Origin of the sequence: Streptomyces sp. CA-249302, from assembly GCF_050936785.1 — a bacterium.
Classification (GTDB): Bacteria; Actinomycetota; Actinomycetes; order Streptomycetales; family Streptomycetaceae; genus Streptomyces.
Map to the genome: position 1 here is coordinate 6,346,182 of NZ_JBNJMG010000001.1, position 23,371 is coordinate 6,369,552.

General features: G+C 67.8%; 29 protein-coding genes. 26 read left to right on the forward strand and 3 right to left on the reverse strand.

Annotated elements, in window-relative coordinates; translation table 11 throughout:
• Window positions 1-146: 146 nt before the first annotated feature.
• Together tuf and ACQEWB_RS28710 are read left to right on the forward strand one after the other, a co-directional pair.
• Window positions 147-1,340, forward strand: a complete 1,194-nt coding sequence (tuf, locus tag ACQEWB_RS28705; protein ID WP_432835931.1) for an elongation factor Tu — start codon at window positions 147-149, stop codon at window positions 1,338-1,340.
• Window positions 1,341-1,595: 255 nt separating this feature from the next.
• A complete protein-coding gene (locus ACQEWB_RS28710; RefSeq protein ID WP_432835933.1) occupies window positions 1,596-2,735 on the forward strand; it encodes an acyltransferase family protein in 1,140 nt (379 codons plus the stop codon).
• Between the two features lie 125 nt (window positions 2,736-2,860).
• Here the strand turns inward: ACQEWB_RS28710 and ACQEWB_RS28715 are convergent, their stop codons facing one another.
• Complete coding sequence (locus ACQEWB_RS28715) at window positions 2,861-3,601, reverse strand: IclR family transcriptional regulator (protein WP_432835935.1); 741 nt, start codon at window positions 3,599-3,601, stop codon at window positions 2,861-2,863.
• 206 nt (window positions 3,602-3,807) lie between these two features.
• Between ACQEWB_RS28715 and ACQEWB_RS28720 the strand changes: the two genes are divergently transcribed.
• Window positions 3,808-6,978, forward strand: coding sequence for an AfsR/SARP family transcriptional regulator (locus tag ACQEWB_RS28720; RefSeq protein WP_432835937.1), 3,171 nt, complete (start codon window positions 3,808-3,810; stop codon window positions 6,976-6,978).
• 10 nt (window positions 6,979-6,988) lie between these two features.
• On the opposite strand, the gene ACQEWB_RS28725 is transcribed toward ACQEWB_RS28720, so the two are convergent.
• Together ACQEWB_RS28725 and ACQEWB_RS28730 are read right to left on the reverse strand one after the other, a co-directional pair.
• Window positions 6,989-8,185, reverse strand: a complete 1,197-nt coding sequence (locus tag ACQEWB_RS28725; protein ID WP_432835939.1) for a hypothetical protein — start codon at window positions 8,183-8,185, stop codon at window positions 6,989-6,991.
• Window positions 8,186-8,202: 17 nt separating this feature from the next.
• Window positions 8,203-10,815: a hypothetical protein gene (locus ACQEWB_RS28730; protein ID WP_432835941.1), complete on the reverse strand. Its 2,613-nt coding sequence runs from the start codon at window positions 10,813-10,815 to the stop codon at window positions 8,203-8,205.
• A gap of 494 nt (window positions 10,816-11,309) precedes the next feature.
• Between ACQEWB_RS28730 and rpsJ the strand changes: the two genes are divergently transcribed.
• The 23 genes from rpsJ to ACQEWB_RS28845 all read left to right on the forward strand — a co-directional run bounded on the left by rpsJ (window position 11,310) and on the right by ACQEWB_RS28845 (window position 23,280).
• Window positions 11,310-11,618 carry a 30S ribosomal protein S10 gene (gene rpsJ, locus ACQEWB_RS28735; protein ID WP_003948644.1) on the forward strand — a complete coding sequence of 103 codons (309 nt, stop codon included), beginning with the start codon at window positions 11,310-11,312 and terminating at the stop codon, window positions 11,616-11,618.
• Between the two features lie 17 nt (window positions 11,619-11,635).
• Entirely contained in the window at window positions 11,636-12,280 is a 645-nt protein-coding gene (gene rplC / locus ACQEWB_RS28740) for a 50S ribosomal protein L3 (protein WP_005481233.1), read from the forward strand.
• Between the two features lie 7 nt (window positions 12,281-12,287).
• The gene (rplD, locus tag ACQEWB_RS28745) at window positions 12,288-12,944 is read left to right on the forward strand and encodes a 50S ribosomal protein L4 (RefSeq protein WP_432835945.1); all 657 of its coding nucleotides are present in this window, start codon (window positions 12,288-12,290) and stop codon (window positions 12,942-12,944) included.
• Window positions 12,944-13,363 carry a 50S ribosomal protein L23 gene (gene rplW / locus ACQEWB_RS28750; RefSeq protein ID WP_432835947.1) on the forward strand — a complete coding sequence of 140 codons (420 nt, stop codon included), beginning with the start codon at window positions 12,944-12,946 and terminating at the stop codon, window positions 13,361-13,363. Before rplD ends, rplW begins: the two co-directional genes overlap by 1 nt.
• A 38-nt stretch (window positions 13,364-13,401) precedes the next feature.
• Window positions 13,402-14,238 (forward strand): 50S ribosomal protein L2, encoded by an 837-nt coding sequence (gene rplB / locus ACQEWB_RS28755; protein WP_432835949.1) that lies wholly within the window; start codon window positions 13,402-13,404, stop codon window positions 14,236-14,238.
• Window positions 14,239-14,250: 12 nt separating this feature from the next.
• The gene (gene rpsS, locus ACQEWB_RS28760) at window positions 14,251-14,532 is read left to right on the forward strand and encodes a 30S ribosomal protein S19 (protein ID WP_016434625.1); all 282 of its coding nucleotides are present in this window, start codon (window positions 14,251-14,253) and stop codon (window positions 14,530-14,532) included.
• Between the two features lie 43 nt (window positions 14,533-14,575).
• Window positions 14,576-14,923: a 50S ribosomal protein L22 gene (rplV, locus tag ACQEWB_RS28765; RefSeq protein WP_003974262.1), complete on the forward strand. Its 348-nt coding sequence runs from the start codon at window positions 14,576-14,578 to the stop codon at window positions 14,921-14,923.
• Window positions 14,923-15,750, forward strand: coding sequence for a 30S ribosomal protein S3 (gene rpsC / locus ACQEWB_RS28770; protein WP_030839666.1), 828 nt, complete (start codon window positions 14,923-14,925; stop codon window positions 15,748-15,750). Before rplV ends, rpsC begins: the two co-directional genes overlap by 1 nt.
• 5 nt (window positions 15,751-15,755) lie before the next feature.
• On the forward strand, window positions 15,756-16,175 hold the full coding sequence (rplP, locus tag ACQEWB_RS28775) for a 50S ribosomal protein L16 (RefSeq protein WP_004927269.1): 420 nt from the start codon (window positions 15,756-15,758) through the stop codon (window positions 16,173-16,175).
• Window positions 16,175-16,399 carry a 50S ribosomal protein L29 gene (rpmC, locus tag ACQEWB_RS28780; RefSeq protein ID WP_003974259.1) on the forward strand — a complete coding sequence of 75 codons (225 nt, stop codon included), beginning with the start codon at window positions 16,175-16,177 and terminating at the stop codon, window positions 16,397-16,399. Before rplP ends, rpmC begins: the two co-directional genes overlap by 1 nt.
• Window positions 16,399-16,686: a 30S ribosomal protein S17 gene (rpsQ, locus tag ACQEWB_RS28785; RefSeq protein ID WP_007384073.1), complete on the forward strand. Its 288-nt coding sequence runs from the start codon at window positions 16,399-16,401 to the stop codon at window positions 16,684-16,686. Before rpmC ends, rpsQ begins: the two co-directional genes overlap by 1 nt.
• Window positions 16,687-16,825: 139 nt before the next feature.
• The gene (gene rplN / locus ACQEWB_RS28790) at window positions 16,826-17,194 is read left to right on the forward strand and encodes a 50S ribosomal protein L14 (RefSeq protein ID WP_003998823.1); all 369 of its coding nucleotides are present in this window, start codon (window positions 16,826-16,828) and stop codon (window positions 17,192-17,194) included.
• A 2-nt stretch (window positions 17,195-17,196) separates the two neighbouring features.
• Window positions 17,197-17,520, forward strand: a complete 324-nt coding sequence (gene rplX / locus ACQEWB_RS28795) for a 50S ribosomal protein L24 (protein WP_053674523.1) — start codon at window positions 17,197-17,199, stop codon at window positions 17,518-17,520.
• Entirely contained in the window at window positions 17,520-18,077 is a 558-nt protein-coding gene (gene rplE / locus ACQEWB_RS28800) for a 50S ribosomal protein L5 (protein ID WP_007384074.1), read from the forward strand. Before rplX ends, rplE begins: the two co-directional genes overlap by 1 nt.
• A gap of 5 nt (window positions 18,078-18,082) precedes the next feature.
• Window positions 18,083-18,268, forward strand: coding sequence for a type Z 30S ribosomal protein S14 (locus ACQEWB_RS28805; protein ID WP_003956452.1), 186 nt, complete (start codon window positions 18,083-18,085; stop codon window positions 18,266-18,268).
• Between the two features lie 213 nt (window positions 18,269-18,481).
• Complete coding sequence (rpsH, locus tag ACQEWB_RS28810) at window positions 18,482-18,880, forward strand: 30S ribosomal protein S8 (RefSeq protein ID WP_007384075.1); 399 nt, start codon at window positions 18,482-18,484, stop codon at window positions 18,878-18,880.
• A gap of 24 nt (window positions 18,881-18,904) precedes the next feature.
• A complete protein-coding gene (gene rplF, locus ACQEWB_RS28815; RefSeq protein WP_432835955.1) occupies window positions 18,905-19,444 on the forward strand; it encodes a 50S ribosomal protein L6 in 540 nt (179 codons plus the stop codon).
• A gap of 3 nt (window positions 19,445-19,447) precedes the next feature.
• Window positions 19,448-19,831: a 50S ribosomal protein L18 gene (gene rplR / locus ACQEWB_RS28820; RefSeq protein ID WP_432835957.1), complete on the forward strand. Its 384-nt coding sequence runs from the start codon at window positions 19,448-19,450 to the stop codon at window positions 19,829-19,831.
• Window positions 19,832-19,867: 36 nt separating this feature from the next.
• Entirely contained in the window at window positions 19,868-20,473 is a 606-nt protein-coding gene (gene rpsE / locus ACQEWB_RS28825) for a 30S ribosomal protein S5 (RefSeq protein ID WP_009190144.1), read from the forward strand.
• 2 nt (window positions 20,474-20,475) lie between these two features.
• The gene (gene rpmD, locus ACQEWB_RS28830; protein WP_006140898.1) at window positions 20,476-20,658 is read left to right on the forward strand and encodes a 50S ribosomal protein L30; all 183 of its coding nucleotides are present in this window, start codon (window positions 20,476-20,478) and stop codon (window positions 20,656-20,658) included.
• Window positions 20,659-20,660: 2 nt separating this feature from the next.
• Complete coding sequence (gene rplO / locus ACQEWB_RS28835) at window positions 20,661-21,116, forward strand: 50S ribosomal protein L15 (RefSeq protein ID WP_432835960.1); 456 nt, start codon at window positions 20,661-20,663, stop codon at window positions 21,114-21,116.
• A 188-nt stretch (window positions 21,117-21,304) separates the two neighbouring features.
• Window positions 21,305-22,618: a preprotein translocase subunit SecY gene (secY, locus tag ACQEWB_RS28840; protein WP_432835962.1), complete on the forward strand. Its 1,314-nt coding sequence runs from the start codon at window positions 21,305-21,307 to the stop codon at window positions 22,616-22,618.
• Window positions 22,618-23,280 carry an adenylate kinase gene (locus ACQEWB_RS28845; protein ID WP_432835964.1) on the forward strand — a complete coding sequence of 221 codons (663 nt, stop codon included), beginning with the start codon at window positions 22,618-22,620 and terminating at the stop codon, window positions 23,278-23,280. The genes secY and ACQEWB_RS28845 overlap by 1 nt, the downstream gene beginning before the upstream one ends.
• Window positions 23,281-23,371: the final 91 nt, after the last annotated feature.

The window sequence follows — 23,371 nt, forward strand, 5'->3', positions numbered from 1 at the left end:
TCACACGCCTTAGGCTTGACCCCGGAGCCTCACGGGTCGTTCCTCCGCATTCGTGGCGGAATGACCCGGGGCCCGGGATTTGACAGCAAAGATCACCTGGCGCCGATGAAGTAAGGCGTACCAGAACCACTCCCAGGAGGACCCCAGTGGCGAAGGCGAAGTTCGAGCGGACTAAGCCGCACGTCAACATCGGCACCATCGGTCACATCGACCACGGTAAGACGACCCTCACGGCCGCCATTACCAAGGTGCTGCACGACGCGTTCCCGGACCTGAACGAGGCCTCGGCGTTCGACCAGATCGACAAGGCTCCCGAAGAGCGCCAGCGCGGTATCACCATCTCCATCGCGCACGTCGAGTACCAGACGGAGACCCGTCACTACGCCCACGTCGACTGCCCCGGTCACGCGGACTACATCAAGAACATGATCACGGGTGCGGCGCAGATGGACGGCGCCATCCTCGTCGTCGCCGCGACCGACGGCCCGATGCCGCAGACCAAGGAGCACGTGCTCCTGGCCCGCCAGGTCGGCGTTCCGTACATCGTCGTCGCCCTGAACAAGGCCGACATGGTGGACGACGAGGAGATCCTGGAGCTCGTCGAGCTCGAGGTCCGTGAGCTCCTCTCCGAGTACGAGTTCCCGGGCGACGACGTTCCGGTCGTCAAGGTCTCCGCTCTGAAGGCCCTCGAGGGCGACAAGGAGTGGGGCAACTCGGTCCTCGAGCTCATGAAGGCCGTGGACGAGTCCATCCCGGAGCCCGAGCGCGACGTCGACAAGCCGTTCCTGATGCCGATCGAGGACGTCTTCACGATCACCGGTCGTGGCACCGTCGTCACCGGTCGTATCGAGCGCGGCATCCTCAAGGTCAACGAGACCGTCGACATCATCGGCATCAAGACCGAGAAGACCACCACCACGGTCACCGGTATCGAGATGTTCCGCAAGCTGCTCGACGAGGGCCAGGCCGGTGAGAACGTCGGTCTGCTGCTCCGCGGCATCAAGCGCGAGGACGTCGAGCGCGGCCAGGTCATCATCAAGCCGGGCTCGGTCACCCCGCACACCGAGTTCGAGGCGCAGGCGTACATCCTGTCCAAGGACGAGGGTGGCCGTCACACGCCGTTCTTCAACAACTACCGTCCGCAGTTCTACTTCCGTACCACGGACGTGACCGGCGTCGTGACCCTCCCCGAGGGCACCGAGATGGTCATGCCGGGCGACAACACTGAGATGAAGGTCGAGCTCATCCAGCCCATCGCCATGGAAGAGGGCCTGAAGTTCGCCATCCGTGAGGGTGGCCGGACGGTCGGCGCCGGCCAGGTCATCAAGATCACGAAGTGACCCTGAGCCACTAGGCCGCTGAGAGGGCCCGTACGACTTCGGTCGTACGGGCCCTTTCGCCTGCCCCCGTCCCGACGGACGACGGCGGTCCGGTGAAGTCTCGGCGAACCCTGCGGGTCGTGTCGTCGAGAGTTGGACCAACTCCCGCCCGTCCCCGCCCCCTATGTTCCTGTCTGCTCTCTGTGGGATGGATGTGACGGCCTAGCGTTGCCGGATCGGAGCAGAGGGCAGAAGGCAGACAGGGGATGGTCATCGATGTCCGTGATGGTGGACCGGCCGACGCAGCAGCTGCGGAAGGTACAGGTACGCCGTCCCGCGGCCCCGCTCCGCCGTGAGCGCCCGCGCCTGTACGCCATCGACGGCATCAGGCTCGTGGCCGCGCTGATGGTCGCGGTGCACCACTACGCCGGCACCCGGCGGGTGAACCAGCCGGGCAACGCGGTCTGGGACAGACCCGTCTCCGACATCATGCCGACGGTCTTCCGCTTCGCCTCCTACGGCTGGATCGGCGTGGAGATCTTCTTCGTGATCAGCGGTTTCGTGATCTGCATGTCCTGCTGGGGCCGCAGCCCCCGCCAGTTCTTCACCTCCCGGGTGATCCGCCTCTACCCCGCGTACTGGTTCGGGATCGTCTTCACCACGGCCGTGGTGACGGCCCTGCCCGGCGTCTGGGACCGTCTGAAGCTGCGCGACATCCTGCTCAACCTCACGATGCTGCAGTCCGGTTCGCACGTGGACAGCGTCGACGGCGTGTACTGGACCCTGTGGTCGGAGCTCCGCTTCTACCTCCTCTTCCTCCTCGTCGTCGCCACCGGGCTGACGTACCGCAAGGTCGTGCTCTTCTGCTGCGGCTGGGGCGCGGCGGCGATGCTGGCGCCGGTGGCGGACTTCCACCTCCTCACGCTGGCCGCGAACCCGGACGGCGCGTGGTTCTTCATCGCGGGTCTGGCGCTGTATCTGATGCACCGCTTCGGCCAGGACCTGCTGCTGTGGGGGATCCTCGCGATGTCCTGGCTGATGGGCCAGCGGGAACTGGGCCTGCGGATCGACGAGGTCGAGCACGTGTCGGGCTGGCGCGGGAGCGTGCTGATCTTCACGGTCTTCCTGCTGGTCATGGTGGCGATCGCGCTCGGCGCCACGGATCGCGTCCGCTGGAGGTGGCTGGTGACGGCGGGCGCGCTGACGTATCCGCTCTATCTGACGCACTACGTCGCCGGTACGACGGTCATCAACCGCCTGAAGGACACGATGGACGCCCGCCTGCTGGTCGTCTCGGTGATCGCCGGGTTCCTGGTACTGAGCTGGCTGGTGCACCGGCTCGTGGAGGCGCCGGTGGCGAGGTGGCTGAAGCGGGGACTGGACACGTCGTTCGCGCGGCTGCGGAACGCGGCATGACCATGTCGCCATGCCGAACAGAAGTAGCGGCTCACCGGATACAGACGACGGGCTGTGACCCGTTCGACCTGTACGACAGGTGGCACCAGCAGTAGGACCGGAAGACTCTCCCGCGGGGGCGGTGTTCAGCGGTGGCCCAGTGCCGTGCTGATCGCCGTCCCCGCGCGCCGCGCAGTGTCGGCGAGCCGTTCCAGGCGGTGCGAGGGGTCGGTCAGCACGCTCAGCGCCGCCACCGGCGTACGGCTCGCCCCGCCCGCGCCGTACAGCGGTACGGCCACACAGCACACCCCCGCCAGCACCCCCTCCCGGTCGAAGGCGGCGCCCGTCTCGCGTATGGCCTCCGCCTCGCGCCGCCAGGCGGAGGAGAGCGGGCCCAGCGGAAGGCCGGACTCGGCGCCGGCCACCAGGACCTTGCCGGCCGCGGTGTACCAGGGCCAGGTGCCCTCCCCGTCCTGCGAGCCGACGAACCCGGCCCGGCCGGGCGTCCAGTCCAGGACCAGGGTCTGGCCCTGCCACAGCACATTGAGGCCGACCGTCATGCCGGTGGCGGCGGCCAGCCGTCTCGCCGGTTCCCGCGCGGCCGCCCGCAGCCCCGGGAAGGGCTGCCAGCGCCGGCCGAGCTGGTACACGCGCGGACCGATCCCGTAGCCGGCCCCGGTGCGCTGCACCGCGCCCAGGTCGGCGAGCTGCTCCAGCAGCCGGTACGCGGTCGTCTTGGGCAGCCCGCACTCGGCCGCCAGCCTGGTCAGCCTCGCCCCTTCGGCCCGCTCCACCGCTCTCAGCAGCGCGAACGCGCCCTCCAGCACGCCACGCCCGCTCGCCCCGGTCATGGGCGCGGGTGTGGGCACCGATGTCGCCTGGTTCATCGGCAGATCCCCGTTTTCTCTTCTTCTGTTCTCTCTTGTCGTCCCCGCGGCGGTCACGTGTGGTGGTGACGCGGGTGCGCCTCCCGCTCCCCCGTGGCGGGAGGCGCCCGACCAGGGTGGGGGGCGGATCTGGGGCGGGATGTTGCCGAAAGCTTGTCGCGCCGCGTTCTCCTACGGGCATTCTGTGAAGAAAATGTGCCTGGGGGGTGGAACTCTTGGTTCAGTTACGGCTGTTGGGACCGGTCGAGCTTGAGCTGCGGGGGCGCATCGAGGAGCTCGGGCCGCCGCAGCGCCGTACCGTGGTGGCCGCTCTCGCGGTGGACGCCGGTCGGCCGGTCCCGGTCGACGTACTGACCGAGAGGATCTGGGGTGCCGGTCCGCCGCCCGGCGCGCGGCGGGCCCTGTACGCCCATATCGCCAGGATCCGGCGGGTGTGCGAGCGGACGGGCGATGCCGGCGAGGAGCCTTTACGGCTGCTGCGGCGCTCCGGCGGCTATCAGCTGGAGGCGGGCCCGGATCAGGTTGATCTGCACCGGTTCCGCCGACTGGACAAGCTGGCCCGGCGGCCCGGACAGCCCGTCGGCGCACAGGTGTCGCTGCTGCGGGAGGCGCTCGCCCTGTGGCGCGGCGAGCCGCTGACCGGGATGGACGGACCGTGGGCCGAGCGGGTACGGCAGGCATGGCACCGCCGACGTGTCGACGCGGCCGTTCTGCTGGCCGAGGCGGAGCTCCGTGCGGGCGAACCGGCCGCCGTCGTACAGCCGCTGACCGAACTGCTGGGGGAGTACCCCCTGGCGGAGCCCCTGGCCGAGGTGCTGATGAGGGCACTGCACGCGGTGGGGGACAACGCGGGGGCGCTGCGCTGCTTCGCGGAGATCAGGGAGCGGCTGGTGGAGGAGCTGGGGGCGGATCCGGGAGAACGGCTCGGCGGGACGCACACGGCGATCCTGCGGGGGCGGAGATTCGGCGGAGGCGGGCGCACGACTGCCCCCGGGGATCCGGTCGGGACCGGGCGGCCGGTCGAGGAGGGGCGGCGTTTCGGAGGGGGCGTCGGCCTGTCCGGGACGTACGTCCCCGGTGGTGCGGGGAGCCTGGTCGGTGCGCCGCGTACGACGGAACCCGCCCTGTCGCCCTCGGCCGCCTCCGTTCGGCGGGCACACCTGGCTCCCTCCACACCGTCCGCGGCGGCGACCGCTGCCGGGCCCTCGCCCGAGGTCTCCGCCGCGCCGCCTGTCCCGCCGGTGCCGGCCGCCGTCGTGCCACCGGCCGAGGCCGCCGCCGTTCGCCTCCCGGCCCCGGCCGCCCCCGCGGCGTCCGGCGAGAGGCGTTCCGGCACCGGAGCGCCGCCGTGGCCCTCGCATGACATCCCGGCTCAACTCCCCATGAGCGTCGGCGACTTCACCGGTCGTGTCGAAGAGCTCGCACGGCTCCACGATCTCCTCGCCGAGGTCGAGCGGCAGCCGACGGCCGTTGTCATCTCGGCTCTCTCCGGCACCGCCGGCGTGGGCAAGACCGCGCTCGCCGTGCACTGGGCGCGACAGGTGCGGGCGGAGTTTCCGGACGGGCAGGTCTATGTGAACCTGCGGGGGTTCGACCCGGGCCGCGCCGCGATGGGCGCGGGCGAGGCGATCCGGGGGTTCCTCGACGCCTTCGGGGTGCCCGCGGACCGGGTGCCGCGCGGCCTCGACGCCCAGGCGGCGCTCTACCGCAGTCTGCTGGCCGGCCGGCGGGTGCTGATCGTGCTCGACAACGCGCGGGACGCGGACCACGTGCGCCCACTGCTGCCCGGGGCGCCCGGCTGTCTGGCGCTCGTCACCAGCCGCAACCGGCTCACCGGACTGGCCGCCACCGAGGGCGCGCATCTGCTCCCCGTCGACCTGCTCACCCCGGCCGAGGCCCGCGCTCTGCTGGCCGGGCGGCTCGGGGTCGTACGGATGGCCGCCGAGCCCGCGGCCGTGGACGAGATCGTCGTGCAGTGCGCGGGGCTGCCGCTGGCCCTCGCGGTCGTGGCCGCTCGTGCCGCCGGCCGGCCCGGACTGCCGCTCGCCGGGCTCGCGGAGGAGCTGCGGACGGCCGACCGCCGACTGGACCCGCTCGACGGCGGCGACTCGCTCACCGGAGTGCGGTCGGTGTTCCAGTGGTCGTACCGGATGCTGAGCCCGGCGGCCGCCCGGCTGTTCCGGCTGCTGGGCCTGCACCCCGGACCCGACACCGCCCTGCCGGCCGCGGCGGCCCTCGCCGGGGTCACCGCCCCCGAGGCCCGGACCCTGCTCGCCGAACTCACCGAAGCGCAGCTGGTCACCGAGCACCGGCCCGGCCGGTACACCTTCCACGACCTGCTGCGCGCGTACGCGGCCGAACTGACCGCCGTCCACGACAGCGAGGAAACCCGGCACACCGCCGTACACCGGCTGCTCGACCACTATCTGCACACGGCCTATGCCGCGGACGCGCTGCTGACCCGGCGGCGGGACCCGATGACGCTCGCCCCGGCGCTGCCCGGCGCCCTGCCGGGACGGCCCACCGGGCCCGACGAGGCGCTGGCCTGGTTCGCCGCCGAGTACTCGGTGCTGCTGTCCGTGGTGCAGCACGGACAGCCCGGTTTCGAGACCCACACCTGGCAGCTCGCCACCACGCTCGGCACCTTCCTGGAACGGCAGGGGCACTGGCAGGCGCTGGCCGACGCGCACACCACCGCCCTGGACAGCGCCCGGCGGAGCCACGACAAGGCCGGTCAGGCCAACGCCCACCGCGGTCTGGGGCTCGCCCGGCACCGGCTGGGCAGCCCCGACCGCAGCCGTGAGCACTATCTGCTGGGCCTCGGCCTGTTCCAGGAGCTGGGCAACCACGCCGGACAGGCCCGGATCCGCCAGAACCTGGCCATCGCGGCCTCGGCGCGGGGTGACCACCCGGAGGCGCTGGAGCACGCCCGGCTGAGCCTCGACCACTTCCGCGCCGCGCACGACCGCGGCGGCCAGGCCATCGCCCTGAACGAGATCGGCTGGTATCTCGCCAAACTCGGCGACCACCGGGAGGCGCTCGCCTCCTGCCGGCAGGCGCTCGCGGCCGTACAGGAGATCGGGGATCTCAACGGTGAGGCGCACACCTGGGACAGCCTCGGCTATGTCCACCGCCTGCTGGGGCGGTTCACGGAGGCGGTGGACTGCTACGAGCAGGCGCTGCGGTTGTTCCGGAAGACCGGGGACCTGCGCAGCGAGGCGATCGGCCTGGCCTACCTGGGCGACACCCTCGAGGCCGCGGGGGAACCGGAGGCGGCACGCGGCGCCTGGACGCGGGCGCTGGCCGTCTTCGACGAGCTGGGCCTGCCGGAGGCCGACCCGCTGCGCGACCGGCTCCGCCGCCCGCCGCCTCAGTGACCCCTGTGTGTCAGGGCACTTCCAGGATGGTGTCGATGATGCCCTGGGCGTACGCCTGGAGCTGTTGGGACCGTGTCTGGCTGAACTTCTTGTTGGCGAACTCCTGAGTCGGCAGGAAGATCCGTGGGGCGGCCTTGTTCGCCCGTTCCTCCGGTGTCTGGGGCAGGGGCAGGGGCTTCCCGCCCTCGGACATCATCTGGACCCCGTCGAGGAAGGCCCAGCTCTGCTGGTTGGTGCTGACCTCGACGGTGAACACGGGGGCGCCGGGGCGCGCGCCGTAGCCCTTCGAGGCGGGGACTTCGACGGGCCCCCAGTCGCCGAGGGAGAAGGCGGAGGGCGTACCGGGTTCCTTGGCGTAGTGGACGACGGGTATGGCTTCGTCCACGTGATTGCCGCGTACGAGCGTCGGGTCCAGCTTGGCGATCGCCTGGGCGGCCTTGAGGGCGAGCGCGTCGTCCGTACGGCCCTCCGGGGTGCGGGCCGAGTCGAAGCGCCGGTCCGTCCCCTTGCCGTCCTTGCCCTGGCTCTGCACCGGGAAGGCCGGGTCCACGAGCGGGTCGAACTTGCAGATCTCCAGGTCGAACTTCGGGCAGTCCTTGCCGAGTTGGTATCTCGGGTCGACGAAGACGGCCGGGAAGTTGACCCCCTTGACGGCGGAGACGCCGTCCCAGTTCTTGATCTGCTCGTCGGTCATGCCGGTCTGGGCCTTGGCGGCCTTCACTTCGTCCCTGGTCCGCGCATGCATGCCGTGGACGCTGACGATCCTGATCGGCCGGTACTGCTCGATGAACTGGATGACGTACCGGATCTCGGGCAGTTGAGGCAGCGTCAGCTTGCCCTCGACCAGTTGCGCGCCGTCCCGGCCGATCAGCAGCCCCTTCTTCAGGGCGCTCAACGGCTCACCGGGCGGCGGGAAATGGCGGGACGGGTGAAAGGGCACATTGGGGTTGCCTGGGCGGGTGACCTCCCGCCAGGTGTTGCCCGTGTCCCCGCGCTTCCACTCGTCGGCCCGCGCGAGGAGCCCCCGTTCGGGAAAGACGTCGGGGATGACGACCGCCCCGAACCGGGTTGGTTTGGTCCGGGCCGCCAGCTTGGTCCGGATCCAGTGGGCCACCTCGATGCCGCCCTGCTCGCTCTCGTGGATGCCCGCCACGATGAGGACGAACTGCGGTTCCGTACCGAAGAAGACATAGCTGTTCGCGGTCATGAAGGGTCACCGGCCCTTCACTGCGGGGTCCAGTCGCCGTGGCTGTCGAGTTTCCCGAAGTCGGGCGTCCACTTGCCGGCCACGATCCGGCCGGGCACCCAGAAGTCACGGCCGTCGACCAGGAACTTGCGCCACTCCGGCAGCGTGTCGTCCGCCCGGAGCCGGACGAGGGTGGTCGGCAGCGTGACCTCCCAGGGATCGCCCTGCGGCACCTCGCCGCCGGGCGCGTCGTCGCGGGCGCGGATCTCCTCGGTGATCGGAAGGTAGTCGGTGTCCGTGATACCGGGCACGGCCCCGCCGTTCCAGATCTGCCCGACCATGAGGAAGTACCGTACGTCGCCTTCGAGTTGAGGGCGGACCGGTACGACGACCCGGGCGGCGCCGGCCTTGAGGAACTCGGCGAACAGCGGGTCGGGGTCGTCCGCGAGCGCGTTGGCGTACCAGGTCTCGCGGCGGGCCCAGTAGTACGGGTAGAACACGTACATCATGTGTTCCCACTCGAAGGCCTGCTCGAAGAAGCGGATGAACGCCTCCTGATCGTCGCCGACGAGGTTCTGGTTCGGGCGCTGCGGCACGTTCGGGCGCGGGAAGGCGGGCGCGGTGGAGTTCACCTTGACGTCGTCGATGTCGGCGTCGTAGAGATCGGTGCCGGACAGCAGGGAGATGCACGCCTTCTTGAGTTCGGCGCGCTCGATCAGCCTGTTCTGGGCCGGGTTGCGGCCGAGCGACACGGTGGTGGCCGCCTGCACCGCCTGCGCCTTGAGCTTGTCCTGGTAGACGCTGACCAGGTTCTCGTGCGCGTTGAGCAGCGAGTTGTAGGTGTCGAGCCGCCACTGCTCCAGCGCGGTGTCGGTCCGCGCGCACGCCACCTCGACCGTGACCGCGAAGTCCCGCGCCTGCTGGGTCTCCACGGCGATGGGCATGCTCCCCTGCTCGTTGACCACCGTGGTGACGGGATCGGGCAGCAGCGCGGCGCGGGGCGGCAGGTCGCCGGCGCCCTTGCACTCGAAGCGGTGCTTGCCGACGAACACCCACATCCGCTCGTCGCCGTCCTCCTCCTCGTAGAGGGTGAAGGCGCCCTGAGCGGTGATCGCGGTGGCCTGGTAGCCCTGAGGGATCGTCAGATCGTCTACGGCCGCCAGGTGATCGTGGTCGTCCTTGTTGCCGGTGAGGCTCTTGGTGACCGTGGTGAAGGGCTCCAGGGGCGCGTTGACGCCGAGGGCGCCGTACTTGCCCATGAACGTGCCGTAGTACGTGGGTGAGTTGGGCAGTTCGGACACGTCGGCGGGCGTGAGCGGACGGGAGACGACGCCTGACTTGAGGAGGCCGTCCGGGCCGAGGTCGTCGGGCTGCACCGCACGCCAATGCGCCGTGCCCTGGCCGTCGTTGACGACGACGAAGGGCTCGGGCGGGGTGATCGTCTCCTTGACGCCCTTCACGGTGGTGGCGTCGATGATGAAGGCCGCCGGTTCCGGGACCGTGAGGTCGAACATAAGGCGGCTGCCGTAGTTGAAGGTCTGTGCCTCGTAGACCTTGTTGACCCACTGGTAGACGCCGCTGACGTTCGCGTTCCCCGGGCCGGTGTTCTCGAAGGAGTGCAGCTCACGGTCCTTGAACACCTCGATGGTGCGGGCGATCTCCTGCCGCCGCACGGTCTCGGTGACCTTCGTCGCCGCCCGGTTCGTCACGTCCCGCGCGTGATCGGTCGCGACCTTGGTGGACTCTTCCTTGGACAGCTTGTAGGCCACGCTGGCGTTCGCGTTGATCTCCACGGCGCCGTACTTCGCGGAGACGTTCACACCGCCGTTGATCGACAGGTCCTCGCTGACGGTGTTCTGCACCTCGTTCTTGAAGTCGAACCGCTCGGTCACGTCGAGCGAGGTCGTCGTCTCCGTCGTCTTCGAGGTCTCCGTCACCACGGTCGTGTCGGTGGTCAGGTTGTGGTGGGTGAGCTTCTCCCGCTTCTCGCCCTTGAGGATGTTCTCGATGTTGGCGACATCCCCGGGCTCGTACCGGGTGAGCTGCTGCTTCACGACGAGCAGATCCCCGACCCCGACCGGCTGCGGCAGCCCGCTCCGCAGCGGGAACACGGCGGTCGGCAGCACCAGCGACTCGCTCAGCGAGCGCTGGATCTCACCGGCGACCTCCAGCGAGGCGTCCGCCGCGGCCACCCGGATGATCAGCCCCGTCAGCCGGGTGAGCTGGGCGAGATCGCTGATCGGGTGCGAACGGGTGGCCGGCAGCAGGAAGAGGGCGACGATCGTGTCGTGCACGTTCTGCACGAAGAGCTTGAAACCCGCGTCGGCGGCCAGGACCTGCGGTGTCTTCCCGAACCCCGACTTGATCACGGCGGTCAGATCAGCGGCGTGCTGCGCCGTGGCGGCGCTCGCGGCCAGCTTGTCGTAGGCCCCCTGGTCCGGGATCGCGTCGCTCTCCTTGATGAACCCCGGGCCGTAGTCCCCGATCAGATACCGACCGGCGACCTGCTGCGCGGCGTCGACCGGGCTCTCGCTCTGCCGGGCCGACGCCAGAGCCTTCTGGAACGTGCTGGACGACTGCAGATCTATGGAATGTGCGGGTGCGGTGCGCGCGGGCGCGCGCAGCGCAACGAAACGGAACAGATCGGTCACTTTTTCCCCCGTTTGTACGCGTGTAAGGCGTGTGCGGGGGAGTCTTACGCGTCGCTGTCGCTGATCGGTACCCCTTGGGTGGAACCAGGGTGGTTTGTTCCGGTGGGCGGTCAGGGGTGTTTGACCTGCGTCACTCCCGGGGTATTCTCTCCGGCCCGATTGGCCAGCCCCCTGCCCCATATGGCAGACTGTCGGAGTTGCTCGGTCGAGTGTTGATGCTGCGCGCCTCCCGCCGGGAGGACCGAAAGCGAGTCCCACAGTACTCGTCGTCCTAACTGCCTCACGGCAGCGCTGGGACGGACGTACGGGAATCTTTCGGGAAGCGTCAGTGCGGCACTGGCCAGGCGCCCGGAGTACCTCATTCCCTGCAGGGATGTTCGAACAAGGGACATCTGTGTCGGTGAGAGTGCGACACACCCGACCGCGTGGGTCGGCGAAAGTCAAGGGAACACCGGGTTCCAGAGCTGTAAAAGAGACAGGACTACTGAGTAGCCATGGCGGGACAGAAGATCCGCATCCGGCTCAAGGCCTACGACCACGAGGTCATCGACTCCTCGGCGAAGAAGATCGTCGAGACGGTGACCCGCACTGGTGCGTCGGTCGCGGGCCCGGTGCCGCTGCCCACTGAGAAGAACGTGTACTGCGTCATCAAGTCGCCGCACAAGTACAAGGACTCGCGCGAGCACTTCGAGATGCGCACGCACAAGCGCCTGATCGACATCCTCGACCCCACCCCCAAGACCGTTGACTCTCTGATGCGACTCGACCTCCCGGCCGGTGTCGACATCGAGATCAAGCTCTAAGGGTCGGTGATCTGAGAATGGCTAAGCAGATCAAGGGCATCCTGGGCGAGAAGCTCGGCATGACGCAGGTGTGGGACGAGAACAACCGCGTTGTTCCGGTCACCGTCGTCAAGGCCGGCCCCAACGTCGTCACCCAGGTGCGTACGAACGATGTCGACGGCTACGAGTCGGTCCAGATCGCCTTCGGCGAGATCGACCCGCGCAAGGTGAACAAGCCCCTCAAGGGCCACTTCGCCAAGGCCGACGTCACCCCCCGCCGTCACCTCGTCGAGATCCGCACCGCGGACGCCTCCGAGTACACCCTCGGCCAGGAGATCTCCGCCGAGGTCTTCGAGGCGGGCGTGAAGGTCGACGTCACCGGCAAGAGCAAGGGCAAGGGCTTCGCCGGTGTCATGAAGCGTCACAACTTCAAGGGCCTCGGCGCCGGTCACGGCACCCAGCGCAAGCACCGCTCGCCCGGTTCCATCGGTGGCTGCGCCACCCCGGGCCGCGTGTTCAAGGGCCTCCGCATGGCGGGTCGCATGGGCAACGAGCGGGTCACCACCCAGAACCTGACCGTCCACGCCGTTGACGCGGAGAAGGGTCTGCTGCTCATCAAGGGCGCTGTCCCCGGTCCGAACGGCGGCCTCGTCCTGGTCCGCACCGCGGCCAAGGGGGCCTGAGGTACCGATGAGCACTGTTGACATCCTTTCGCCTGCCGGCGAGAAGACCGGAACCGTCGAGCTCCCCGCGGAGATCTTCGGCGTGGAGAAGATCAGCATCCCGCTGCTTCACCAGGTCGTCGTCGCGCAGAACGCCGCTGCCCGTCAGGGCACGCACAAGACCAAGCGTCGCGGCGAGGTCCGTGGTGGCGGCAAGAAGCCGTACCGCCAGAAGGGCACCGGCCGCGCCCGCCAGGGTTCGACCCGTGCGCCGCAGTTCGCCGGCGGTGGCGTCGTCCACGGCCCGCAGCCGCGTGACTACTCGCAGCGGACCCCGAAGAAGATGAAGGCCGCGGCCCTGCGCCACGCCCTCACCGACCGGGCCCGCCACAACCGCATCCACGTCGTCTCCGGCGTCATCGAGGGCGAGAGCCCGTCGACGAAGGCCGCCCGGACGCTGTTCGGCAAGATCTCGGAGCGCAAGAACCTGCTCCTGGTCGCCGACCGCGCCGACGAGGCCGCGTGGCTGTCCGCCCGCAACCTGCCCCAGGTCCACATCCTGGAGCCGGGCCAGCTGAACACGTACGACGTTCTCGTCTCGGACGACGTGGTCTTCACCCAGGCCGCTTTCGAGTCCTTCGTGTCTGGCCCCAAGGCCGCTGACACCGAAGGGAGCGAAGCCTGATGGCTACGCGTCACCCGAGCATTGCCTCCAAGGCTGCCAAGGCCGCCAAGGCCGCGCGCGTCGCCAAGGCGCGTCGCCACGCCGCCGAGGGCAAGAACACCGTCGAGACGCCGCTGAGCAAGTCGTACACGGACCCCCGTGACGTCCTGCTGAAGCCGGTCGTGTCGGAGAAGAGCTACGCGCTCCTGGACGAGAACAAGTACACGTTCATCGTCGACCCGAACGCCAACAAGACCCAGATCAAGCAGGCCGTCCAGGCGGTCTTCTCGGTCAAGGTCACCGGGGTCAACACGATCAACCGCATCGGCAAGCGCAAGCGCACCAAGACCGGCTTCGGTCAGCGTGCCGCCACCAAGCGCGCGATCGTGACCCTCGCCGAGGGCGACCGTATCGACATCTTCGGCGGTCCGACCGCGTAAGCGGGTCGGATCGTCCGATATCGGACGAGGACTGAGAAATGGGAATCCGCAAGTACAAGCCGACTACGCCGGGCCGTCGCGGCTCCAGCGTCGCCGACTTCGTCGAGGTCACGCGGTCCACGCCGGAGAAGTCGCTGGTCCGCCCCCTGCACAGCAAGGGCGGCCGTAACAACGCCGGTCGTGTGACCGTTCGCCACCAGGGTGGCGGACACAAGCGCGCCTACCGCGTGATCGACTTCCGTCGTCACGACAAGGACGGCGTGCCGGCGAAGGTCGCGCACATCGAGTACGACCCCAACCGCACGGCGCGCATCGCGCTGCTCCACTACGCGGACGGCGAGAAGCGCTACATCCTGGCGCCGAAGGGCCTGAACCAGGGCGACCGGATCGAGAACGGTCCCGGCGCCGACATCAAGCCCGGCAACAACCTGGCGCTGCGCAACATCCCGGTCGGTACGACGATCCACTCCGTGGAGCTTCGTCCGGGCGGTGGCGCCAAGTTCGCCCGCTCCGCCGGTGCCTCGGTGCAGCTGCTCGCGAAGGAGGGCACGATGGCCCACCTTCGTATGCCGTCCGGTGAGATCCGCCTGGTCGACCAGCGCTGCCGCGCCACGGTCGGCGAGGTCGGCAACGCCGAGCAGAGCAACATCAACTGGGGCAAGGCCGGCCGTAAGCGCTGGCTGGGCGTGCGCCCGACCGTTCGCGGTGTGGCGATGAACCCGGTTGACCACCCCCACGGTGGTGGTGAGGGCAAGACCTCCGGTGGTCGCCACCCGGTCAGCCCCTGGGGCCAGAAGGAAGGTCGTACTCGTTCGCCCAAGAAGGCGTCGAACAAGTACATCGTCCGCCGCCGCAAGACGAACAAGAAGCGCTAGGAGCGGGTTTAGATGCCGCGCAGTCTCAAGAAGGGGCCCTTCGTCGACGACCACCTGATCAAGAAGGTGGAAGTCCAGAACGAAGCCGGCACCAAGAACGTCATCAAGACCTGGTCCCGTCGCTCGATGATCGTCCCGGCCATGCTCGGCCACACGATCGCGGTGCACAACGGCAAGACCCACATCCCGGTGTTCGTCACCGAGTCGATGGTCGGCCACAAGCTCGGCGAGTTCTCGCCGACGCGCACCTTCCGGGGTCACGTCAAGGACGACCGGAAGTCGAAGCGCCGCTAAAGCGGATCGCATTCAGACACGTAAGTAACTGAGAGGGACAACCATGGAAGCCAGGGCCCAGGCGCGGTACATCCGCGTTACGCCCATGAAGGCCCGCCGCGTGGTGGACCTTATCCGTGGCATGGACGCCACGGAGGCTCAGGCTGTTCTGCGATTCGCTCCGCAGGCAGCCTCCGTGCCCGTCGGCAAGGTGCTCGACAGCGCCATCGCCAACGCCGCGCACAACTACGACCACACCGACGCCGACAGCCTCTTCATCTCCGAGGCGTACGTCGACGAGGGTCCGACCCTGAAGCGGTTCCGTCCGCGCGCCCAGGGCCGTGCCTACCGGATCCGCAAGCGGACCAGCCACATCACCGTGGTCGTCAGCAGCAAGGAAGGAACCCGGTAATGGGCCAGAAGGTTAACCCGCATGGGTTCCGGCTCGGTGTCACCACGGACTTCAAGTCCCGGTGGTACGCCGACAAGCTGTACAAGGACTACGTCAAGGAAGACGTCGCCATCCGTCGGATGATGACGTCCGGCATGGAGCGCGCCGGCATCTCGAAGGTTGAGATCGAGCGCACCCGTGACCGCGTGCGGGTGGACATCCACACCGCTCGTCCGGGCATCGTCATCGGCCGCCGTGGCGCCGAGGCCGACCGCATCCGCGGTGACCTCGAGAAGCTCACGGGCAAGCAGGTCCAGCTGAACATCCTCGAGGTCAAGAACCCCGAGACCGACGCTCAGCTGGTTGCCCAGGCCGTTGCCGAGCAGCTCTCCTCCCGCGTCTCCTTCCGTCGGGCCATGCGCAAGAGCATGCAGTCCGCCATGAAGGCCGGCGCCAAGGGCATCAAGATCCAGTGCGGCGGTCGCCTCGGCGGCGCCGAGATGTCCCGCTCGGAGTTCTACCGCGAGGGCCGTGTGCCCCTGCACACGCTCCGCGCGAACGTGGACTACGGCTTCTTCGAGGCCAAGACGACCTTCGGCCGCATCGGTGTGAAGGTCTGGATCTACAAGGGCGACGTCAAGAACATCGCCGAGGTCCGCGCCGAGAACGCCGCGGCCCGTGCGGGTAACCGCCCGGCCCGTGGTGGCGCCGACCGCCCGGCCCGTGGTGGCCGTGGTGGCGAGCGTGGCGGGCGCGGTCGCAAGCCGCAGCAGGCTGCCGGCGCCGAGGCCCCCAAGGCCGAGGCTCCCGCCGCCGCTCCGGCTGAGAGCACCGGAACGGAGGCCTGACCGTCATGCTGATCCCCCGTAGGGTCAAGCACCGCAAGCAGCACCACCCGAAGCGCCGTGGTCAGGCCAAGGGCGGTACGACGGTTGCGTTCGGCGAGTACGGCATCCAGGCCCTCACGCCGGCGTACGTGACCAACCGCCAGATCGAGGCGGCCCGTATCGCGATGACCCGCCACATCAAGCGTGGCGGCAAGGTCTGGATCAACATCTACCCGGACCGCCCGCTCACGAAGAAGCCCGCCGAGACCCGCATGGGTTCCGGTAAGGGTTCTCCGGAGTGGTGGATCGCGAACGTGCACCCGGGCCGGGTCATGTTCGAGCTGTCCTACCCCAACGAGAAGATCGCCCGTGAGGCCCTGACTCGCGCAGCCCACAAGCTGCCGATGAAGTGCCGGATCGTCAAGCGCGAGGCAGGTGAAGCGTGATGTCGGCCGGTACCAAGGCGTCCGAGCTGCGCGAGCTGGGCAACGAGGAGCTTCTGGCGAAGCTCCGCGAGGCCAAGGAAGAGCTGTTCAACCTCCGCTTCCAGGCGGCGACCGGTCAGCTCGAGAACCACGGTCGGCTCAAGGCCGTCCGTAAGGACATCGCGCGGATCTACACCCTGATGCGTGAGCGCGAGCTGGGCATCGAGACGGTGGAGAGCGCCTGATGAGTGAGAGCAACGTGACCGAGCAGACTGCAGAGGCCCGCGGCTTCCGCAAGACCCGCGAGGGTCTCGTCGTCAGCGACAAGATGGACAAGACCGTCGTCGTCGCCGTCGAGGACCGCGTCAAGCACGCGCTGTACGGCAAGGTCATCCGCCGTACGAACAAGCTCAAGGCTCACGACGAGCAGAACGCCGCGGGCGTCGGCGACCGTGTCCTCCTCGCGGAGACCCGGCCGCTGTCCGCCACGAAGCGGTGGCGCGTCGTCGAGATCCTCGAGAAGGCCAAGTAGGTAATTCCCGCAAGGGAATTCCAAAGTAAACGCCTGCGGGGGTCATCCCGCAGGACAGTTCCGCCAGGCTCGGCAGGGGCTCAACTCCCGTAAGGGATAGGGCCCCTGCCGGGAACCGGCAGACAAACAGGAGATAGACGTGATCCAGCAGGAGTCGCGACTGCGCGTCGCCGACAACACTGGTGCGAAGGAAATCCTTTGCATCCGTGTGCTCGGTGGCTCCGGTCGCCGCTACGCGGGCATCGGTGACGTCATCGTCGCCACCGTCAAGGACGCGATCCCCGGTGGCAACGTGAAGAAGGGTGACGTCGTCAAGGCGGTCATCGTTCGCACCGTCAAGGAGCGCCGCCGTCCGGACGGCTCGTACATCCGCTTCGACGAGAACGCCGCCGTCATTCTGAAGAACGACGGCGACCCTCGCGGCACCCGCATCTTCGGCCCGGTCGGGCGTGAGCTGCGCGAGAAGAAGTTCATGAAGATCATCTCGCTGGCTCCGGAGGTGCTGTAAGCATGAAGATCAAGAAGGGCGACCTGGTCCAGGTCATCACCGGCAAGGACAAGGGCAAGCAGGGCAAGGTCATTGCCGCTTACCCGCGCGACGAGCGTGTCCTGGTCGAGGGTGTCAACCGGGTCAAGAAGCACACCAAGGCCGGTCCGACCGCTCGCGGTTCGCAGGCCGGCGGCATCGTCACGACCGAGGCGCCGATCCACGTCTCCAACGTCCAGCTGGTCGTTGAGAAGGACGGCAACAAGGTCGTCACGCGTGTCGGTTACCGCTTCGACGACGAGGGCAACAAGATCCGCGTTGCCAAGCGGACGGGTGAGGACATCTGATGGCTACCACCACCACTCCGCGTCTCAAGACGAAGTACCGCGAGGAGATCGCGGGCAAGCTGCGTGACGAGTTCAAGTACGAGAACGTCATGCAGATCCCCGGCCTCGTCAAGATCGTGGTCAACATGGGTGTGGGCGACGCCGCCCGCGACTCCAAGCTGATCGACGGCGCGATTCGCGACCTCACCACGATCACCGGTCAGAAGCCGGCCGTCACCAAGGCCCGCAAGTCCATCGCGCAGTTCAAGCTGCGTGAGGGTCAGCCGATCGGTGCCCACGTCACGCTCCGTGGCGACCGCATGTGGGAGTTCCTGGACCGCACCCTGTCGCTCGCGCTCCCGCGCATCCGCGACTTCCGTGGTCTGTCCCCCAAGCAGTTCGACGGCCGTGGCAACTACACCTTCGGTCTCACCGAGCAGGTCATGTTCCACGAGATCGACCAGGACAAGATCGACCGTACCCGGGGCATGGACATCACCGTGGTCACCACGGCGACCAACGACGCTGAGGGCCGCGCGCTCCTTCGTCACCTCGGCTTCCCCTTCAAGGAGGCGTGAGCGAGATGGCGAAGAAGGCTCTGATTGCCAAGGCTGCTCGCAAGCCCAAGTTCGGTGTGCGTGCGTACACCCGCTGCCAGCGCTGCGGCCGTCCGCACTCCGTGTACCGCAAGTTCGGCCTGTGCCGCGTGTGCCTTCGTGAGATGGCTCACCGTGGCGAGCTGCCGGGCGTGACCAAGAGCTCCTGGTAATCCCTGCTTTTAGGGATTCCTGAAGCTCTCGGTAAGCAATGGGCGTGTCAGACGCCCTCCCTTTCATGGCTTAGGCTTGGAGGGTTGGGCGTCTGACGACTGCCCTTACGACTTACTACGCCGTAGGTCCACCGCACCGCACCCGCCTCGTCTCGGATCGAGGAGAGGGATGGGCACCTGGAAACCCCGGCGAGAGAGGCCGAAGGCCAATTCATGACCATGACTGATCCGATCGCAGACATGCTTACGCGTCTGCGGAACGCGAACTCGGCGTACCACGACTCCGTGACGATGCCGGCGTCCAAGATCAAGTCTCACATCGCGGAGATCCTCCAGCAGGAGGGCTTCATCACGGGCTGGAAGGTCGAGGACGCCGAGGTCGGCAAGAACCTCGTTCTCGAGCTGAAGTTCGGCCCGAACCGTGAGCGCTCCATCGCGGGTATCAAGCGGATCTCCAAGCCCGGTCTCCGGGTTTACGCGAAGTCCACCAACCTGCCCAAGGTCCTCGGTGGCCTCGGCGTGGCGATCATCTCCACGTCGCACGGTCTCCTGACCGACAAGCAGGCCGGCAAGAAGGGCGTGGGTGGGGAAGTCCTCGCCTACGTCTGGTAGCGGAAGGGAACGGAGGAAACAGCTATGTCGCGTATTGGCAAGCTCCCCATCACGGTTCCCGCCGGCGTGGACGTCACCATCGACGGCCGTACGGTCTCGGTCAAGGGCCCCAAGGGCACGCTGACCCACACCGTCGCAGCGCCGATCGACATCGCCAAGGGTGAGGACGGCGTTCTCAACGTCACCCGCCCCAACGACGAGCGTCAGAACAAGGCCCTGCACGGCCTGTCCCGCACGCTGGTGGCGAACATGATCACCGGCGTGACCACGGGTTACGTGAAGAAGCTCGAGATCAGCGGTGTCGGTTACCGCGTGCAGGCCAAGGGTTCGAACCTCGAGTTCGCTCTCGGCTACAGCCACCCGATCACCGTCGAGGCCCCCGAGGGCATCACCTTCAAGGTCGAGGCCCCCACCCGGTTCTCGGTCGAGGGCATCGACAAGCAGAAGGTCGGCGAGGTTGCGGCCAACATCCGCAAGCTGCGCAAGCCCGACCCGTACAAGGCCAAGGGCGTCAAGTACGAGGGCGAAGTCATCCGCCGCAAGGTCGGAAAGGCGGGTAAGTAAGCCATGGCATACGGACAGAAGATCCTCAAGGGCGACGCCTACAAGCGCGCCGCGATCAAGCGCCGCCACATCCGGATCCGTAAGAACATCAACGGAACGGCGGAGCGTCCGCGTCTGGTCGTTACCCGCTCGAACCGCCACATCGTGGCCCAGGTGATCGACGACATCAAGGGTCACACCCTGGCGTCGGCGTCCACCCTGGACACCTCGATCCGCGGTGCCGAGGGCGACAAGTCCGCGCAGGCCAAGCAGGTCGGCGCCCTGGTCGCCGAGCGCGCCAAGGCCGCCGGTGTCGAGGCTGTCGTGTTCGACCGTGGTGGCAACCAGTACGCCGGGCGCATCGCCGCCCTGGCGGACGCCGCCCGCGAAGCCGGGCTCAAGTTCTGAGCCGCTCGTAGCTAGCGGAAAGAGAGAGGTAATCCAATGGCTGGACCCCAGCGCCGCGGTGGCGGTGCCGGTGGCGGCGAGCGGCGGGACCGTAAGGGCCGTGACGGTGGCGCAGCCGCCGCCGAGAAGACCGCTTACGTTGAGCGTGTCGTCGCGATCAACCGTGTCGCCAAGGTTGTGAAGGGTGGTCGTCGCTTCAGCTTCACCGCGCTGGTCGTGGTGGGCGACGGTGACGGCACCGTGGGTGTCGGTTACGGCAAGGCCAAGGAGGTGCCGGCCGCCATCGCCAAGGGTGTTGAGGAGGCCAAGAAGCACTTCTTCAAGGTCCCCCGTATCCAGGGCACCATCCCGCACCCCATCCAGGGTGAGAAGGCTGCCGGCGTCGTCCTGCTCAAGCCCGCGTCCCCCGGTACCGGCGTTATCGCCGGTGGCCCGGTGCGTGCCGTGCTCGAGTGCGCCGGTATCCACGACGTGCTGTCGAAGTCGCTCGGCTCCGACAACGCGATCAACATCGTGCACGCGACCGTGGAGGCCCTGAAGGGTCTGCAGCGTCCCGAGGAGATCGCGGCCCGCCGTGGTCTGCCGCTCGAGGACGTCGCTCCCGCGGCTCTTCTCCGTGCGCGTGCCGGGGCGGGTGCGTAATCATGGCGCAGCTCAAGATTACGCAGGTCAAGTCCTACATCGGCAGCAAGCAGAACCACCGTGACACCCTGCGTTCCCTTGGTCTCAAGGGCATCAACACGCAGGTCGTCAAGGAGGACCGCCCCGAGTTCCGCGGCATGGTGCACACCGTCCGCCACCTCGTGTCGGTCGAGGAGGTCGACTGATCATGGCGGAGAACAACCCGCTCAAGATCCACAACCTCCGTCCCGCCCCCGGCGCCAAGACCGCCAAGACCCGTGTCGGTCGTGGTGAGGCGTCGAAGGGTAAGACGGCCGGTCGTGGTACCAAGGGCACGAAGGCCCGCTACCAGGTTCCGGAGCGCTTCGAGGGTGGGCAGATGCCCCTCCACATGCGTCTTCCGAAGCTGAAGGGCTTCAAGAACCCGTTCAAGACCGAGTTCCAGGTCGTGAACCTCGACAAGCTGGCCGCGCTCTACCCCGAGGGTGGCGAGGTCACCGTCGAGGGTCTGGTGGCCAAGGGTGCCGTTCGCAAGAACAGCCTCGTCAAGGTCCTCGGCCAGGGCGAGATCTCCGTGGCGCTGCAGGTGACGGTGGACGCCGTCTCCGGCTCCGCCAAGGAGAAGATCGCCGCCGCCGGCGGCACCGTCACCGAGCTCGTCTGAACCACTCGGACGTCTCGATGACTTGAACGATCCCGACCGGGGATATCCCACAAAGGGGTATCCCCGGTTGGTCGTTCCACGGGGAGCTGTGCCGCCGGTAAGGTAGCCTGCACTGTTCTTTTTTCGTATCCGTCGAACCTCAAGACCGTCACCCTTGACGCAGTTGCGCGGGGGTCGCAGGAGGCACCGTGCTCACCGCGTTCGCCCGGGCGTTCAGGACGCCCGACCTGCGCAAGAAGCTGCTCTTCACGCTCGGCATCATCGTGGTGTACCGAGTCGGTACCCACATCCCGATCCCCGGCGTCAACTACACGGCCGTCCAGGAGTGCGTGGACCAGGCCTCCGGCAACCAGGGTCTCTTCGGTCTCGTCAACATGTTCAGCGGTGGTGCGCTGCTGCAGATCACGATCTTCGCGCTCGGCATCATGCCGTACATCACCGCGAGCATCATCCTGCAGCTGCTGACCGTCGTGATCCCGCGCCTGGAAGCCCTCAAGAAGGAGGGCTCGGCCGGTACGGCGAAGATCACGCAGTACACCCGTTACCTGACGGTGGCGCTGGCCATCCTGCAGGGCACCGGCCTGGTGGCCACCGCCCGCAGCGGCGCCCTCTTCTCCGGCTGCACGGTGGCCTCGAGCATCGTCCCCGACCAGGCGATCTTCACCACCATCACCATGGTCATCTGCATGACCGCCGGTACGGCCGTCGTGATGTGGCTCGGCGAGCTCATCACCGACCGCGGTATCGGCAACGGCATGTCGATCCTCATGTTCATCTCCATCGCGGCGACCTTCCCGTCCGCGCTGTGGGCCATCAAGAAGCAGGGCACCCTGGCCGGCGGCTGGATCGAGTTCGGCACCGTCATCGCGGTCGGCCTGGTCATGGTCGGCCTGGTGGTCTTCGTCGAGCAGGCCCAGCGCCGGATCCCGGTGCAGTACGCGAAGCGGATGATCGGCCGCCGTTCCTACGGCGGTACGTCGACCTACATCCCGCTGAAGGTCAACCAGGCGGGTGTGATTCCCGTCATCTTCGCGTCGTCGCTGCTCTACATCCCGGCGCTGGTGGCCCAGTTCTCCGGCAGCACGGCCGGCTGGAAGAGCTGGATCGAGCAGAACCTGACCAAGGGCGACCACCCGATCTACCTGGTCAGCTACTTCTTGCTGATCGTTTTCTTCGCGTTCTTCTATGTGGCGATCTCCTTCAACCCCGAAGAAGTCGCCGACAACATGAAGAAGTATGGTGGCTTCATCCCGGGCATCCGGGCTGGCCGACCGACCGCTGAGTACCTGTCGTACGTGCTCAACCGGATCACCTGGCCGGGTTCGCTGTATCTGGGTCTGATCGCTCTCGTACCAACGATGGCGTTGGTCGGGTTCGGGGCAACCGGTAACTTCCCCTTCGGCGGGACGAGCATCCTGATCATCGTGGGTGTGGGTCTCGAGACGGTGAAGCAGATCGAGAGCCAGCTCCAGCAGCGCAATTACGAAGGGTTCCTCCGCTGATGCGAATCGTCCTCGTCGGGCCGCCTGGTGCTGGGAAGGGCACTCAGGCCACCCGCCTCGCCGGGAAGCTCACGATCCCGCACATCTCCACGGGCGACCTGTTCCGCGCCAACATCAGCCGCCAGACGGAGCTCGGGAAACTCGCGAAGTCCTACATGGACGCGGGCAACCTCGTGCCCGACGAGGTCACCATCGCGATGGCGAAGGACCGCATGGAGCAGCCGGACGCCGAGCACGGCTTCCTGCTCGACGGCTTCCCGCGCAACGTCTCGCAGGCCGAGGCGCTCGACGAGCTGCTGAAGACCGAGGGCATCAAGCTGGACGCCGTACTCGACCTCGAGGTCCCCGAGGAGGAGGTCGTCAAGCGGATCGCCGGCCGGCGCATCTGCCGCAACGACTCCTCGCACGTGTTCCACGTGACGTACAGCCCCGCGAAGAAGGAAGGCGTCTGCGACGTCTGCGGCGGTGAGCTGTACCAGCGGGACGACGACTCCGAGGAGACCGTCCGCACCCGGCTGGAGGTCTACCACACGCAGACCGAGCCGATCATCGACTACTACAAGGCGCAGGGGCTGGTCGTCACGATCTCCTCCCTGGGCCCGGTGGACGAGGTCACGCAGCGCGCCCTGGAGGCGCTCAAGCGCGAGGACGACGGCAAGTAGCTGTCAGCGAGTACGGCCGTGACACCCCGAGGGCGTCACGGCCGTACTGTTGTGTAGGTAACCGGTAGACGTGAGTGACGGAGAGCGCAGG